Genomic DNA, 15,789 nt, shown 5'->3' with positions numbered 1-15,789 from the left:
CATGAGTACGCTGATCGCAGCATCTTCCATTATTCAGGAGCTGGAGCGGACGCTTCAATCGATTAAGCCCGGCGAGATAGAGGCGCTGGCCAAGCGGATTACGGAAGCCGAGAAGATTTTTGTAGCGGGTGCCGGCCGTTCGGGGTTAATGATGCGTGCCTTTGCCATGCGTCTGATGCATTTGGGGTTCCGCGCATATGTCGTCGGCGAGACGGTAACACCGGGTATTGCGGAGGGCGATCTGCTTCTGATTGGCTCGGGATCTGGCGAGACCAAGACGCTGACAGCTATGGCCTCCAAAGCCCAAAGCATTGGTGCAGCTATAGGCGTTATGACCATCAAGCCGGATTCAACGCTTGGAGCAGCAGCATCAATCAGGGTAATCATCCCCGCTTCCACCAAAGACGGTACATCCGGAAGCTCCGGTCAGCCAATGGGCACCTTGTTCGAGCAAAGCCTCCTGCTCCTGCTGGACGCGGTCGTCTTGAACCTGATGGAGCAAATGGAGCTTGAAGGCGCAGCCATGTACAGCAATCACGCCAACCTGGAATAGCCTTCGCGAAGGCAAAAAAACTCGGTATCCCTTCCAATTGGGAGGGAATACCGAGTTTTTTTGCTTAAGCGATTGAAGTCGCTTTGAATATTTTCTGAAGCATAAGCGTTGCCGCCCCGTTTTGAATGACAGATCGTGATGTCATGCGAAGGCAGGTACAAAACTGCTGAGAAGGAGGCTGGTTGAGGGCTGTCATGAGCAGCCAAATAATTAATTTGTCCACTGGATTTATTTAATTGCATGGACTTCCCCAACATCTGTCAACGGGTGATGTGAAGAAAGTTATTACTAATTGTGTGCAACAAAACTATACTTTTTACTGAAAACGCTTTAATCTGTATGGTTTAGCCTGTGCTAAGATGGGGCTATACACCGTCGAATGGGGGTTTTGCATACTTATGTCAGCTTTTGAGAATGGGGCTTATCCTACCGGGGAATACCGGAATTTGTTCACGGAGCTTGGGTTTACCGAGACAGCCGTGCAAGCAAGGCTTGAACAGGCATGGGCCGATCTGCTGGGCGGCGATCCGGATGTCCGGATCTACTACCCCATGGAGGATGACAAGGGCTATATGCTGGATACCGGCAACCTTGATGTCCGGTCGGAGGGCATGTCCTACGGCATGATGATGGCGGTTCAGATGAATGACAAAGAGATTTTTGACCGGCTGTGGAATTTTTCGGTCACCTATATGCAGCATGCCGAAGGGCGGTACAAGGATTATTTCGCTTGGCACTGCAAGCCTGACGGTACCCGTCTGTCGCAGGGTCCTGCCCCGGATGGAGAAGAATTTTTTGCAATGGCGCTGTTCTTTGCCGCTAACCGCTGGGGTGACGGACCAGAGCCTTACAATTACTCGGAGCAGGCGAAGCGGATCCTCCGGGCATGCATCCATCAAGGCGATGACGGGAATGGCGGCGATCCCATGTGGGACCCCGCAACCAAGCTGATCAAGTTCGTACCGGAATCGTTGTTCAGCGATCCGTCCTACCATCTTCCCCACTTCTACGACCTGTTTGCCTTGTGGGCCGATGAGGCGGACAGGCCGTTCTGGAGAGAGGCGGCTGAAGCGAGCCGGGCTTATCTTCATCTTGCCTGCCATCCCGAGACCGGACTTTCGCCGGAATATGCGAACTATGACGGTACGCCGGCTGCGGTGCAGCGGCATGGAGACTTCCGGCATTTCTACAGCGATGCTTACCGGACGGCAGCCAATATCGGACTAGACTGGGCATGGTTCCGCAAGGATCCATGGCAAGTCGAACAGTCGAACAAGATTCAACGGTTTTTCCGTCCGATCGAAATGTCAAATTACCGTCGTTATGCCATTGACGGTACGCCATTCGAGGAGCCGGCACTTCATCCGGTTGGGCTGCTCGCCACGAATGCCATGGCTTCCCTTGCGGCCGACGGCCCGGATGCCGTCCACTTTGTTCATTTGCTCTGGAATACTCCGCTTCGCACGGGCGAGCGCCGTTATTATGATAATTGCCTTTACTTCTTCAGCCTGCTGGCGTTAAGCGGTAATTACCGGATTTATTAAATGACTAAAGCCCTGATTGATCAAGATGCTTGATCATCGGGGCTTTTGGTTACATTAAGGATTTAATTGCAGGACGACGGCCCGCTCCGCTTGCAGGACCAATTCGTTCTGAAAGTGTACGGTATTCCCGATAATATCAAAGCCTACCTCGTCATCGCCGAACTGAATATGACTGATCTTGTCCGCTTGCGACAGGGCAACCTTAAGGGCTTTCAGAGTTAGTCCGCCGCTTAATACGCTAACGCTCAAGTGATCCTCTGACATCTCGAATACGCCCCATCCCTGATCCAGCGACCAGAAGGTCCGGTACTCCCCGCCCTCCGTTAATACAGGTTGAAAGCCTATTATTCCGTGGACCATATCGAATTCAAATCCGCTAAAAGCATGCAGCAAGGAGTAGCTCGCCATAGAGCGGGCATAGTTGCTTCCGCATTCGATTTCATTCCAAGGGTTGCGTTTCTCTCCGTCGTACCGGTCGCGAATCGCTTTAACAATCGAAAGACCTTCCTCGATAAGACCTTCCTGAATCATGTGCGAAGCCGCTTGATATTCGAAGCCCGTCATCGTCTCCGAGTTATAGGTGAGCGGAATTGAAGGTTTGGTTGTTCCCTCCGGCCATGTGCAGATTACGATGCCCGCTTCATCGTTAAGGGAATATAACCGCCATGTATTCGCTTCGTTTCTCATGCTGGACTTGTAATTATGACGGTATAAAGACCGCAGCGCTATGCGAGTCTGCCCCTTGTCGAAGATTTCTCCCAGCCCGCACAAATTGGCATGCCACTGGGCGATAACCTGGTCGATCACACAACCGTCGGCAATTTGGTATTTCATTTCTCCCAGCTCTTCATTCCAGTAACCTTGCACGGCCCCCTCTCCGTAACGAGGAAGGATCAGGGGATCGGTTAAGTCCACAAGCTGCGAATAATAGGAGCCGTTAAACAGATGCTGATTCACCCATGCTTTTCCCTTTTCGAAAATCCGAAGATAAGCTTCGGCCGTGTCCGATTCGCCCAAGCAGGCAGCCATTTCGGAGCCCGCTTTGAGTGCGGCGAGATAAAATCCGGTCAGCCAGGAATTAGGTCCGTACAGCTCCATATCCAGGGTATGATGCTGCCTTCCCTCCAGCACTCCCTTTTGCAAAGGATCCCATTGATCGTCATTGGTGTCCGCCCATGCGTATTCAATGGAATGGCGTATCGCCGGCCAATTGGATTTCAACCACTCCGTATTGCCGGATATTTTCCAATCGCGGTACGCCTTAACAACACCGCCGAATTGACCGTCCGCGCAAGCATGAAAATCCTGCTGCTCCCGGCCCACGGGCAGCATGAGCCTAAACGACATACGGCCGTCCGAACGGCTGTTATAGCGGAAATCCAGATCGCGCATGCTTCGCTCGAGCTTTGGAAAAAGGAACGGAAGCGCATAGGCATAGTTCCAGACATGGGTGCAGGAGCCTTCGCATGAGCCGGTATCTTCGGTTAGACCCTCAAAGCCGTAAAAGGAGCCATCCGTTAACCGTAAGCAGGTCGCTGATTTTAACACGGATAAATTGGCGGAAACGGCTTCTATGACCACCTCGGGCACCGTTGAGGAGAATAGCGCTTCTTTAAAGGCTGTCGTCTCCGCAAGAAGACGATCCCAATGCTCGAGCGCGTATTTTCCGCTTGCCTCCGCATTTTCAAATAACGAAGCATAGTAATGCCTCCAGCTGTTCGTCCCCTCCTTTTGCGGATTCCAGAAATTAACCATATTCGGGAAGCTCCAGCTGATCGCAAACCTGACCTTCCCCTTCTCGCCAGGCTTCAGGGTAATATGCGCCGCAAGGGTAGCCGTGTCCTTATGTCTCTCGCTAGGCGGCATTTCTTCGGCGTACGTTCTATTCTGAAAAATTCCCGGCCTTGCAAAATCCCGCCAATACATCTCCAGCGCATCGCACCATCCGCCGCGGTACCAGAAATCTTGACGGCTGACCTCCTCCGCGTCCGTAGCGATGCATAGATCGCCATATTGCGGGTGATCGGCTTCATACTGATTGGAGGAAAGGACCAATGTATGCAGGGTCTGTCCGGTCTCGCTCGCCGACTCTTTATATTGATGGGTAATCCTACCCGTCGGAATCGGATTTCCTGCCGACAGAGCGATGGTGTAGGTGATGGGCTCCTCGGTGCAATTGTCGATCTCCCATTCAAAGAAAGCGGCCGGAATACTCGAATCCTGATCATTCAGAGGGATAAAAGGATTAAAGGCCAGCAGCTCAACCCGCCCCGGGAAGGAAGGGTCTGCAAACTTCATTCCCGCCAATGGAAATTCTCCTATGAACTCCGTGTCCTCAAAATGCGGCATGCCCGCCATCGTCTGGCTTTCCGGTCCAAAGCCATACCCGCTGTACCATGGTCCTCCGCGGATATGCTCCCCTATGTAGGGTCCTTGCAAATCCCCGTTTAATATCCGGGCATCTAACAGCCTGCCTTCTTGCTCGGCTTTGATGGCAAAATGACTGAATCCATTAAAGCTCTTCTTATTCGGCCGGTTAAAAATCTCCCAGTCTATCAGTCTGCCGTTACCCGCAAGACCGATGCTTCCGCTGCCTATTCCTCCAAGAGGGAATGAAATTTCTCTAGTCTTTGCGCCTTTATAGACCTTGCTCATATCGAAACTCCTCTCATCACAGGATTAATAACTCTATTATAATAGGCTCCGGAATTTAGAAAAACCTTACAAGTGAGACATAATGAAGAAAGCCGGGTCCTCTAAGCGAGAAGTCCCGGCCTTGTTTAATTGATTGTATCCGCCCATGAATGCTGCGGCTTCCAGCCAAGCACCCTTTGTGCCTCCCGATTGCTGACGATCGCAGTCCGTTCGGGGAACGTATCCCGCAGATCCTTCACGTCCGGATAGAATTGCTCGATTAATTGCGTTGTTGGCAGGTCGCTAAGCGTATCGCTGCTTGTGATATTGAGACAGATGGCGCCTCGGTCCTCGACCTTCAGCGAAGCGATGCAGGCACTGACGGCATCCCGGATATCAATATAGCTCCAGAATATATTTTTATAGGCTTCCGGTTTGCGGATGGAGAGATGCTTGTAGTCTTCGGGCTTGGTAATCATGGAGAAGCGGAGCGAGACGACCTGCATCCCGTTACGCCGGTCGAACATGGCACCCGTCAGCTCGTTAACGATCTTCGACAAGCCGTAGCATTCCTGCGGCTGCTGCGGATGCTCTTCATCCACCGGCAGATAATCCGGCGAGAACGGTGTTGGCGCCCATGCGAAGCCATAAGAGGATTCGCTGGAGCCAACAACAACCTTGCGGATATTAAGCAGCGAAGCCGCTTCGAGAATATTGTAGCCGGAGACCACATTATTGGCGAAAATATATGGATACGTGTAGCCAAGCGGCGCTGGGATGGCGGCCAAATGGATGACCGCATCGGCTCCGTGAAGGGCGGATACCACCTGCCCGAAATCATTCAGATCCACCTTGATCTGCTTGCAGCGAAGCTCGTCGGAACGTTGCGTATCCAAGGACACAACGCTATATCCTTCTTGTATTAGCTCCTTAATAAGAGCGGAACCCAGCTTGCCGCTGCCGCCTGTTACAGCTATAGTCTTCATGCTTTTACACTCCCATTGTCATCAATATCTTTACGGACGTACCAGCGTGCCGTCGGCCTTGCGATCGAGTTGATAGGGGTTGAAATAGACCGATCGGCTCCAGCCTTCTCCAATCAGCTCCTGAGCTTTAAGCTCATCCAGTTCAATGCCAAGGCCCGGCTTTTGCGATGGATACAGATAGCCGCCTTTTCGCTCGATATGACCCGCGAAAGCCTCTTTTTCTTCCGGCTTGAAATGATTGACTTCCTGAATGCCAAAGTTCCAGATCGCCATATCGAGGTGAACAGCCGCCGCCTGATTCACCGGATCGTTCTCTCCGCCCTCCTGCCAAGCCGTGCGGACGCCAAACGCTTCGCTTAGGGCCGCGATTTTGCGGCATGGGCTTATGCCTCCGGCCTTCGATACGCGTACGCGGATGAAGTCGATCAGCTGCTCCTTAATCAATTGAGTCCATTCCTGCGGATTAACAAAGAGCTCGCCAACCGCTTGAGGCGTAGCGCTTTGCTGCCGCAAATGGCGGTACCAGCCGATCTGCTCCGGCGCAATGGCATCCTCAAGGAAGAACAGGCTGTAAGGCTCCACCCGCTTCGCAAGCTGAATAGCGTTAACGGGAGTCAGATGCTCGTGCACGTCATGCGTGAACTGAACGCCCATGCCAAATTCCGTTCTCAGCTGTTCAAACATATTAGGAATGGCTTGCAAATAGGATTGCTCGTCAAACACCGGACCGCTTCCCCATGCCCCGGCAGGGATATTGGCCTTATCCCGGTCAATAAATCCGCCGCCTCCATAACCGCCCATTTGGACCCGGATAACCGTGTAGCCCTCTTCAATGAAACGGTGCACATCCTCTTTCAGCTCTCCGATATCCTTCCCGCCGGCATGTCCGTAGCAAGGCACGGCCGCGCGGCACGCGCCGCCAAGCAGCTGATAGACGGGAAGCCCCGCTTCTTTGCCTTTTATATCCCACAGCGCCATATCAATACCGCCGATTGCCGTATGCAGCAACGCGCCGTTTCTCCAATAGCCGCTCATATACATCGTCTGCCACAAATCTTCTATATTGGCGGCATCCTTGCCGATTAATAGAGGGGCAAGCAACTGCTCAATAATCTGCACGACGCTTTCCGGATTATACACGTCGGATGCCGAGCCTAGCCCGTATAGTCCATCCTGGTCCGTCATTACTTTGACAATGGTCCAGGTCCCGTTTTTACGCGTGCGAATACATTTGATTCCTGTTATTTTTGCCATCTCATCACCCTCCTCTTGTCGTGTCCCTCCCATTCTAAGTCTATTTGGATAGGCTCTAAATGAGACATCTTTAAACTTTCTGTCGCATTCTTGGCTTCTTTCCCTTCAGGTATGTTTAGGCGATGTCCGTTGCGCTAGAGTAGATGTAGTCGTGCGTTGGCGACTATACGCCTTTTATTGAGAGGTTTGAGCCGGTTACGCTGCTAGAGGGCATTAAGCAGGCGGTCTCCCCTGATACGAAGGCGCTGTATGCGAAGGGTACGGGCATTCTGGCCCATGAACTGAAAGCCATTCCGGTGGATTGCCTTCATGACGGCGGCGGCAATCCGGGACTTATTGGCGAATACTTCAACAATACGGAGCTGGAAGGCGAGCCTGTGCTGAGCAAGCTGGATCGGAATATCAACTTCAACTGGGTTATTACGAAGCCGGATCAAAGCATGAACACGATGGGCTTCTCCGTCCGGTGGACAGGCAGGCTTGTTCCAAAGCATAGCTTCAGCGGTTATATCGGCACGATCAGTCAGGACAGCATGCGCTTCTGGCTGGACGGCAAGCTGCTTGTGGACGGCTGGGGCAGGAATAACAGCGCTAAGCGCAGCGTGCCGGTCGAGCTCGAAGCCGGACGCGAATACGATATCCGCGTAGAATATTGCAAGGATACAAACGGCGTTGAAATCGTGCTCGGCTGGAATCACAACACGATTGGCATTCAGGATGCGGCTGCTGCCGCTGCCGAGGCCGATGTCGCTATCGTAGCCGTTGGCGATTCCGAGCGTACCTGCGGGGAAGGCATTGACCGGAACAGCCTGGAGCTGCCGGGCGACCAGCTTAAATTGTTGAAGGCCGTATATGAGACAGGCACACCGATTATTCTGGTTCTCCAAAACGGGCGGCCGATCACCTTGGAGTGGGAGGCCGAGCATATTCCGGCTATAATCGAGGCTTGGTATCCGGGCGAGCAAGGCGGCAACGCCATCGCCGAAGTGCTGTTTGGCGACTAAACCCGGCGGGACGTCTGCCCATCTCGTTCCCGCGGACCATCGGCCAAATTCCGGTCTACTATAACCGCCGTCGCGGCGGGCAGAAGCATTATGTCGGCGGCAACAACGAACCGTTGTACCCCTTCGGCCACGGGTTCAGCTACACGAACTTCCGCTATGACAGCCTCCGTCTGGAGTCGGCCGAGATTGGCGCGGATGACAGTGTCGGTGTGACGTTCAACGTGACTAATACAGGTGACCGTTCGGGTGACGAGGTCGTTCAGCTTTATGTCAACGACGTGTTCAGCTCGGTCGCACGGCCGGAGAAGGAGCTTCGTCATTTCAAGCGGATCCATCTGGAGCCGGGTGAAACAGCAGCTCTCGAGTTCACGCTGACCCCTCGCGACCTCCGCGTCCTTGGCCGCGATCTGAAGTGGATCGTCGAACCCGGCACCTTCCGCGTCCTGATCGGTACAAGCTCCAGTAACATTGTGCTCACTGGCGAGTTTGAGGTGAAGTAATTGGCTCAGCTTGAGCTCTGGTGCGTCGGATAGTGGGGCTGTTTGGAGCTTTCAACCGGCCTTTAAGCGCTCGGATGCGATAGTTTTTATTGCTGTAGGGCAGTTATTCAGCCTTACAGCTCACCAAGCAAACAAAAGGGTTGCCCCGCTGCGGGGCAACCCTTTCAATGTTTATCTTTTTAGCGGATCGTAGCCCGCGGCTTGGTAGATCATTTCGCTCAAACGCACGACCTTGAGGGCGAATTCGCCCGGGACGAGTACTTCGTGCCGGCCAAGGATGGCGTCGATGAAGCTCTTATCCTGGTTTGTGGTAGCCTCGGGAAGCTCCGGCATGATCGGCTCTTCGTTCAAGCGGCGGAGCGTGATTTGACCGTTGTCGTAGTAGATACCGCCATTATCCCCGCAGAACGCAAACGTCTCGTTCCAGCCCGGTGCATAGCCCGCAAAGTTCAGGCCCGCCAGCGCTCCTTCCGCAAAGCGGATGGAAGTAAAGCTGTCGATCTCAACCGGTGCCCCATGGTTTTGCAGCTGCGATTTTACTTCAACCGGAGTCATCCCGGTCGTCCATAGCAGCACGTCGATAATATGGCTGCCGGAGTCCATGAGGAATCCGCCGCCGGAGAGCGATGGAACCTGTCTCCATGTGCCTTCGGTAAGCTGATACCATTCTTGGCTAAGTGAAGCGGTTACAGAGGTCAGCCTGCCAATCTCCCCGCTTGCAATCGCATCCCGAATGTAGAGAAATTCCGGCTGAAAATGCCGCTGGTATGACACCTGCATCACTTTCCCCGACTCTTCCGCCTTCTCAATAAGCTGCTCCGCTTCCTCCGATGAACAGGTCATCGGCTTCTCGATCAGCACATGCAGCCCTCTGTCCAGCGCATCGTAGGCTTGTCTGAAATGAAGCGTATGCGGCGAACAAATCACAACGGCATCCAGTTCACCTTGCTCAAGCATATCCTCATAAGCGGAGAACTGCCGGGCATCCTGCAAACCAAATTTTTCAGCAAAAGCAACGCGATTGCCTTCGCTGGTATCCGACAGCGCGGTAATCTGAATCTCCGGGAGCTCAAGAAGCTGCTTGGCATGCCAGCCGGCAATGCCTCCCGTTCCAATAAACCCAATCCGAATGCTGCTCATCCCATTATAGCCTCCCAACATGAATAGCCGTTCCTAAGTCTGCGTTTCCATAAGGCATTACTCGTCCTAGCTTATTGGTGTAAAGGCATGTTTAGTACGCTAATAATACGCCAAAAAGGAGCCGGATTCCTGCATGGAATCCGGCTCCTTCCCATCTTATTTATTGATTATAAATCCGGTAGAACAATACGGCTGCTTCCGCCCGGGTCAATTGGCCTTTTGGCATGAGCAGTCCGTCATTGCCCTGCAAGAGTCCCGCCTTCACGAGCGCGCTTATGCTGTTCTTCGCATATGCCGAAATCTCACCGGCATCCGTAAATCCTGCAAGTACTTCCTCTGTACCTGCTGGAAGACCAGCCTTGGCAACAGTAAGAGCACGCTCGATAAACGTTGCCGCCTCTTCTCTCGTAATTGGAGCTTCAGGATTAAACCGGTTGCCTCCGGCACCGTTCGTAATGCCAAGAGCCTTTGCCGTGCCTACCGCATTGGCATAATAACGATTCGAACTCACATCCGCAAAGGTGCCCGGAGCGTCCGTCGCAAAACCAAATGTATCCACGAGCAGCTTCACGAAATCCGCACGCTTAATCGATGACCCAGGAGCATACGACGAATCGGATACGCCGTTAATGATTCCTTTTGCCGCAAGCACCTCAATCGCTTCTTTCGCCCATGCATAGCCGTTCAGATCGCCGAATGATTTTTGCACAAAAGCAACCGCGTATTGGCTAAAGTGCTTCGTCGTAAATACGACGCTTCCCGTCGCTTCGTTATACTGTCCGCTTGGTACCGGGAACGGCTTGCCGCTTCCGTCGATATACCATACGGTCAGCTTTTTAGCGTCTGCTTTTTCAGCAGCGGAAGGAGAATACGGAATGGAAACCGTAACCGGCGATTGGCTGTTATGCCAGTCAATGGTCTGTCCCGAGGATTGGACTGACAGATCAACGACCGGATGATTGCCAACCTTCTTCTTCAGCTCCTCGCTCCAGTTGCCCGTATTCACGTTGCTTATGCAGATGGTAACCGTCTGGCCAAGCTTGCCCGCATCCGGCTTCAGCATATCGCTGGAGAGCAGTATCGTTCCCGACGGGGTTACCAGTTCGATTAGCTTATCCGGCGACTGCTGGTTCACGTAACTTGCGGGAAGCTCCAGGGAGTAGCCGCTTGCACCTGTCACAGCCGGCAGTACAACCGTCACCTTTTTCTTGCCGTCCTGACCGGCCGTAGCTTTCGTGAACGCTTGATCCAGCAACGAAGCGGTCAGCGAAAGTTTTGCATTTTTCGAACCGGTATCAAGGGTTGCTTTGCCTTCCACCTGAACCGCGCCATTCGCGCCAACCGTTACCTTCGGCTGATCTGATTGCCCGCTGCCCGAGCCGGAGCCCGAACCGTTGCCCGGATTTGTTGTTCCGCCAATTGCAGACAGTCTTGCCGACAGTCCGGATTTCACCGTTCCTTGCGGAAGAAGGCTGACAAAGTTGGCTGCAGCGTCGATGCTTGTAACATCCTTCGACTGTTCGGCCGCTGCTACCGCTGCTTCAGCCGATTGCTCGAGCAGATTTTCATAATCCGAGCTCAGCAGATACAGATCGCCAAACTGCGTAGCGTCCTTGCTTGTACCGATCCCTTGGTTATACTCGATAAAGCCCGAACGGCCCGCGCCGTCATGTTCATTGAGCAAAATCGTGAGACCAAGCGGGTCCTCCTGCGAGAACGTATAGCCTGCACCATGCAGAGCGGAGAGCGGAATGGAAATGTCATAGACCGTCTGATGAGTGGCCTCGTCCCGCGTAATAACGGCATCCGCATCGTTAAATGCTCCGCCTGCTGCACCGGCCGGCGCACGCCATCTCCATTTCGAGACCGTACCGCTGTTCGTAAGGGCAAAACCCAGCTCGTTTACGTTTTGGCTGGCAGACCCGTCTTTTCTAGATAAATCAATCCCAAGCTGCAAGCTGTCGCCCTGCCAAATATCGCCGTTCGTCCAAGTCTGGTAATGCGTATTGTCCGTAGCGCGGACCGTCACATAGAGCTTATCATTATCGTAGCGTACGCTTGCCTGCGCGCTGAGGTCATCCTTGCCGCCCCAAATGCCGCCTAGGCTCGAGTAATTGGTCGAGCTCGAAATATCGATATTAGGCTGAACCTGGCTGTTATCGTCCCTGCGAGTCGCAAACGACTGCGCCGTCTTCACCTGCGTAATGTAGGAATAGCCATTATCCAGCGTTACTTTGTACTTCAGCGTATCCCCTGACAAATAAGGAAGCTTAACGAGCACGCTCTCTCCAAGCGCGATACCACTGAAGCGAACCGGTACAAATTTGTCCTTGTAGCTATCCGGCGCAATCACTTCAATCTTGCCGGCAAGCGGATTGGATTCTGTCATGTTGGTCAGCTTCAGGGCAAAATTCGCGTTAGCCGGATTGCTCTCGTCGAACTCGCCTTTCACCAAATCCAGCGCTACCGGAACCAGGTTGGAGCCCGTTACCTTCGTGCCCGCTTCATTAATCAGCTGCAAGCCGCCTTTGAACAGGTTGTTCGCGATAATCAGCTTCTCGATGTCCGGACCGGCATACACATGATTCGTGTTTGGCTGCTGGAAGTAGGAATCATACAGCGTAATATCGCCGCCAACCGCGTTAATGCCGCGTTGTCCAACTCTCGTAAAGTTGCTTTGCTGAATACGGACATCCCCTCCAAAAATATCGAAGGAACGCGTCGTATCTCCCCACATCGAAGAGTTGAAGAATACGGCTTTAGAATCAAAATCCTCGCCAACCACAACATACACTTTGTCTGATGTGCTCATCGACACCAGCTCGGTATTAATCAGCTTAAGACCAGCTTCTCCCGCGGCATCCAGCACGGCGCCTTTCTTGCTGCCGTCCGTACCGTGGCCGATGACAACCGCTTCAGGTCCAACACCGTTCTGCTCTTCAAAATGGATTCCGTATTTCGAACCGTAAACAAACGTATTAAAGATCGTCTCATTTGTCACGTCTCCAACCCGGAACGCGTCCAGATTTTCCTTCTGGTAGCTCCATACCGCGTCAAAGTCCTGATCCGATGTTGGATGGTTAGGGAAATTGTTGCGCCCGTAATAATGCGGGTTGAACTGTACGTTGCGCATCAAGCCGCCGTCAGAGCCGCCGCCGAGGAAAATGCCTTCCATCAATGGAGAGCCCGCAACGTAATCGATGTAATGGCCGCTCGTATCGTAAGTGCCAAAATCTACGCCCTTGTAAGGGTTAATGAGCGTTGTATCAATCAGGTAAACGCCGCTGCCTTTGCCTTGAACGGTCCAAGCGTAAGGCTTCACGTTCGTCCAGCTCTGCTGGTCGTAATAGACGGATAACCCTCTGAGGCCCGCATCCTGCTCAAGCGAGATAAAGGCAGCGCCGTCAGGGTTGTTTTCCCCGTAATTGGTGAAAAGAGCCGTACCGCCGCCAATCGTATGATGCGGAACATCCCATGAACCGCGCAGCTCTACGCCGCTAGGAACGGTAAGCGGATTGTTGACGCGGTAAATGCCCGCTGGCAAATATACCGTACCGCCGCCCGCCGCATCGGCATCGTCAAGCGCCTGCTGGATTTTCGCCGATACATCCGTCTCGCCCGTGCTGTCCGCTTCGTATGGGGCGGCCGTAATGTCAAAAAGGCTGTCGTTAGCCGGTTTTGGACGGTTCGCCAAATCAAGTGCCGCAACCGTAGGAAGCTGCTCCAGCACATATTTCGCATCCTGATGCACGTTAAGCTCTGCCGCATCGCTGTTATCTGTCACGGCCAAGCTGCCGTTTTGTCCGGAATTAACCGAATTAACCGTTGCTGCGCTGCCTTCCAAGAGCACATGCTTGGCAGCTTTGGAGAAAGTCGACTGGCCAAGAATAAGCGAGCCGCCTTTCGCGTTGATCGCATAACCACCGCCTTGCTCATCCCAGTTCTCGAACGTGCTGTTCTCGAACGACAATACGCCGCTGCCTTCATTCACTACCGCATGATGCGGCGTTCCGCCAAACGTTACTTGGTTGAATTGAACGATGGAGTGGAAGCCTTCGGTAGCATAAACCGCTTTAGGGTCAACGCCTACGTTTGCCTTAAAGCTGCTGTCGGAGATCAGGAGGCCAAAATCGTTAACCCCTTCGACTTTCAATGCCACGTTGCTGTCATGAACGTTGATTTTGTAGAGCTGGGCATTCGCCGTCTCGAGGCTGTCCGTTCTTGTCGTAATCCGCATGCCGGTCTTGAAATCCGCCAGATCGATATCCGACATATACTCCCAGTCGGAGCGGCCCATGACGATCCCTTCGGTGTTCGCTGTCGTGTAGCCTTTTAATTCCGCCTGCAGCGGCGAGCCTGCCAAGCCGGAACCCGCCCAATAAGAGGACGACAATCGGATATGCTCCAATCTGCCGATATCCGTCGTGTAGTCAAGGAAAATGCCTGTCTTCAGCGCCGTACCGTACAAATTACGGACATAGTGCAGCTCATTCCAGGATGGGCCAATCTTGATGCCGTTGTAGGAATTGACGAGCGTTACATTCTTAATCGTCATGCTGTCGCCCGACAGCTGCTCGAATGTCCATGGATAGGCAACCGGCGTGCCAAGCGACTGCTCCGGATACCAGACGGACAAATTCGTCACGCCGCTTACCGGCGCCAGCTGCAGGAAGCTTGGGCCATCTTCGGTGCCTTTGTCCGCATAAACAGCAAGAATCGTTCCTTTTACTTCTCCGCCCGAAGCGTCGGGGCTAATCCAATCGCCGCGCAGCGTTACCCCTGTTGGCACGATCAGATGACTAGTCAGCTTATACGTTCCCGCCGGCGCAAAAACAACGCCGCCCCCGCGGTTGCCTGCTGCGGCAAGCGCGTCCTGGAACGCTTTGGTGTCATCCTTCACGCCGTCGCCGGCCGCGCCGAAGTCCTTCACGCTCATATCGGCGATGACAATGTCATCCGTTGGATAAACCGTGTCGTATACCTTCGTCTCCGTCGAGACGTTTTGCTGCGGCTGGGTTTTCACCGAAACCGAAGCGACATACAGATCGGGATTGCCGCCAATCGCTCCCGGGCCGGATACATGAAGGCGGAAATCGCCTCCGTTCGTGCCATTCGCGAACCTGGCGTCGCCAAGCTTAAACGTATGTTTTTTCCATGTATTCGTGTTCGTGTAAGTAAATTCGGGAGCATCCTTGAACGCTGCGGACTTAGCGTCGTACTGCAGCTTCATGCTGCCGCTTCCGCTGTCATAATACTCGACTGTTACAAATACATCCTGGTCCGCGTTATCGAACAAAAAGCTGTCCGAGACGTCGAAGTAGAAGTACAGAATATTAGCGCCATGATCCGTAGGGCTGATCGTCTGATTCGTTTTCCAGTACGTCTTGCCTCCGATCTCGCCAGTCAAAAGATTCTCCGCAGCGCCATCGCCGGGATGGGCTGTTATGCCATGCGATACCGGTGTTTGGCCAAGCGTGATGCTGGCTTCCGGAGATGCCGTTTCTTTCAGCGTCTTCTTCACCGTTACGCTCGCTAACTTCAAGTCCGGATTCTGTTCGCCGTTAATCCCGCCGCCTTCAATGGCAATCCGGAAGTCGGAGCCGTTCGTGCGGTTGGCGAATTTGGCATCGCTCAGATTAAAGGTGTAATCCTTCCAAGTCTTCGTATCGCCGTACGTAAACTTTGCGCTGTCCTTAAAGCCTGCCGACTGCGCATCGTATTGCAGCAGAAAGCTGCCGTTTCCTTCATCTAAATAGCAGAGAGTTACATCTACGTCGTAATCCGCGCTGTCGAATAAATAATTGTCGCTGACATTCATATACAGATAAGTAGTGCCTTCTGATTTATTCGTCTGCCAATACGGCGTGTCTGCTTCCGTACCCGTTAGAAGTCCATCCCCGTTATCGCCGGCTTTGCCGGTTATCCCGCTTTCTACCGGCGTTTCTCCAAGCGTAACCGACACTGTATCCGGAGCATCGTCCGCAGCATAAACACCAGGCAATCCCATAAAACCAACGGAAGAGAAAATCATCAGCATGACAAGCATTTTTGCCATTCCTGCACGTGCTTTTGTCCAATTTCGGTTCGTAATCACAATCAAACCTCCAGTTTGCAGATGTATTTGAGGGTTGTATCCGCTTACAAGGCCGAGAAAAAGAGAAGCCCCCCATAGGT

Annotated in this window: 9 protein-coding genes; 4 read left to right on the top strand and 5 right to left on the bottom strand. The window is 53.2% G+C overall.

Annotated features, from left to right (window positions below; genetic code table 11):
- The first annotated feature begins 1 nt into the window (after position 1).
- On the top strand, positions 2–553 hold the full coding sequence (gene hxlB / locus M3194_RS15425; RefSeq protein ID WP_251654962.1) for a 6-phospho-3-hexuloisomerase: 552 nt from the start codon (positions 2–4) through the stop codon (positions 551–553).
- 398 nt (positions 554–951) lie between these two features.
- On the top strand, positions 952–2,097 hold the full coding sequence (locus M3194_RS15420) for a glycosyl hydrolase family 8 (RefSeq protein ID WP_251654961.1): 1,146 nt from the start codon (positions 952–954) through the stop codon (positions 2,095–2,097).
- A gap of 54 nt (positions 2,098–2,151) precedes the next feature.
- Here the strand turns inward: M3194_RS15420 and M3194_RS15415 are convergent, their stop codons facing one another.
- The 3 genes from M3194_RS15415 to M3194_RS15405 all read right to left on the bottom strand — a co-directional run bounded on the left by M3194_RS15415 (position 2,152) and on the right by M3194_RS15405 (position 6,971).
- Positions 2,152–4,752, bottom strand: a complete 2,601-nt coding sequence (locus M3194_RS15415) for a GH116 family glycosyl-hydrolase (RefSeq protein WP_251654960.1) — start codon at positions 4,750–4,752, stop codon at positions 2,152–2,154.
- A 125-nt stretch (positions 4,753–4,877) separates the two neighbouring features.
- Positions 4,878–5,717, bottom strand: a complete 840-nt coding sequence (locus M3194_RS15410) for an NAD-dependent epimerase/dehydratase family protein (RefSeq protein WP_251654959.1) — start codon at positions 5,715–5,717, stop codon at positions 4,878–4,880.
- A gap of 30 nt (positions 5,718–5,747) precedes the next feature.
- Positions 5,748–6,971: an enolase C-terminal domain-like protein gene (locus tag M3194_RS15405; protein ID WP_251654958.1), complete on the bottom strand. Its 1,224-nt coding sequence runs from the start codon at positions 6,969–6,971 to the stop codon at positions 5,748–5,750.
- A gap of 176 nt (positions 6,972–7,147) precedes the next feature.
- On the opposite strand from M3194_RS15405, the gene M3194_RS15400 reads away from it, so the two are divergent.
- Both M3194_RS15400 and M3194_RS31675 read left to right on the top strand, forming a co-directional pair.
- Positions 7,148–7,975, top strand: a complete 828-nt coding sequence (locus M3194_RS15400) for a glycoside hydrolase family 3 C-terminal domain-containing protein (RefSeq protein ID WP_397334347.1) — start codon at positions 7,148–7,150, stop codon at positions 7,973–7,975.
- A complete protein-coding gene (locus M3194_RS31675; RefSeq protein WP_397334333.1) occupies positions 7,918–8,475 on the top strand; it encodes a fibronectin type III-like domain-contianing protein in 558 nt (185 codons plus the stop codon). The genes M3194_RS15400 and M3194_RS31675 overlap by 58 nt, the downstream gene beginning before the upstream one ends.
- Before the next feature lie 171 nt (positions 8,476–8,646).
- Here M3194_RS31675 and M3194_RS15390 read toward each other — a convergent pair whose 3' ends face one another.
- Entirely contained in the window at positions 8,647–9,615 is a 969-nt protein-coding gene (locus tag M3194_RS15390) for a Gfo/Idh/MocA family protein (RefSeq protein WP_251654957.1), read from the bottom strand.
- A 160-nt stretch (positions 9,616–9,775) separates the two neighbouring features.
- Positions 9,776–15,709 carry an S-layer homology domain-containing protein gene (locus M3194_RS15385; RefSeq protein ID WP_251654956.1) on the bottom strand — a complete coding sequence of 1,978 codons (5,934 nt, stop codon included), beginning with the start codon at positions 15,707–15,709 and terminating at the stop codon, positions 9,776–9,778.
- Positions 15,710–15,789: the final 80 nt, after the last annotated feature.

The organism is Paenibacillus glycanilyticus, assembly GCF_023715145.1.
Lineage (GTDB): Bacteria > Bacillota > Bacilli > Paenibacillales > Paenibacillaceae > Pristimantibacillus > Pristimantibacillus glycanilyticus_A.
Note: the sequence above shows the minus strand (reverse complement) of the source record. Positions and strands in the feature narration are given on the sequence as shown.

Excerpts from the sequence above, each read along its gene's own strand:
- hxlB (WP_251654962.1), top strand. The coding sequence starts at position 2 with ATGAGTACGCTGATCGCAGCATCTTCCATTATTCAGGAGCTGGAGCGG.
- M3194_RS15420 (WP_251654961.1), top strand. The coding sequence starts at position 952 with ATGTCAGCTTTTGAGAATGGGGCTTATCCTACCGGGGAATACCGGAAT.
- M3194_RS15415 (WP_251654960.1), bottom strand. The coding sequence starts at position 4,752 with ATGAGCAAGGTCTATAAAGGCGCAAAGACTAGAGAAATTTCATTCCCT.
- M3194_RS15410 (WP_251654959.1), bottom strand. The coding sequence starts at position 5,717 with ATGAAGACTATAGCTGTAACAGGCGGCAGCGGCAAGCTGGGTTCCGCT.
- M3194_RS15405 (WP_251654958.1), bottom strand. The coding sequence starts at position 6,971 with ATGGCAAAAATAACAGGAATCAAATGTATTCGCACGCGTAAAAACGGG.
- M3194_RS15390 (WP_251654957.1), bottom strand. The coding sequence starts at position 9,615 with ATGAGCAGCATTCGGATTGGGTTTATTGGAACGGGAGGCATTGCCGGC.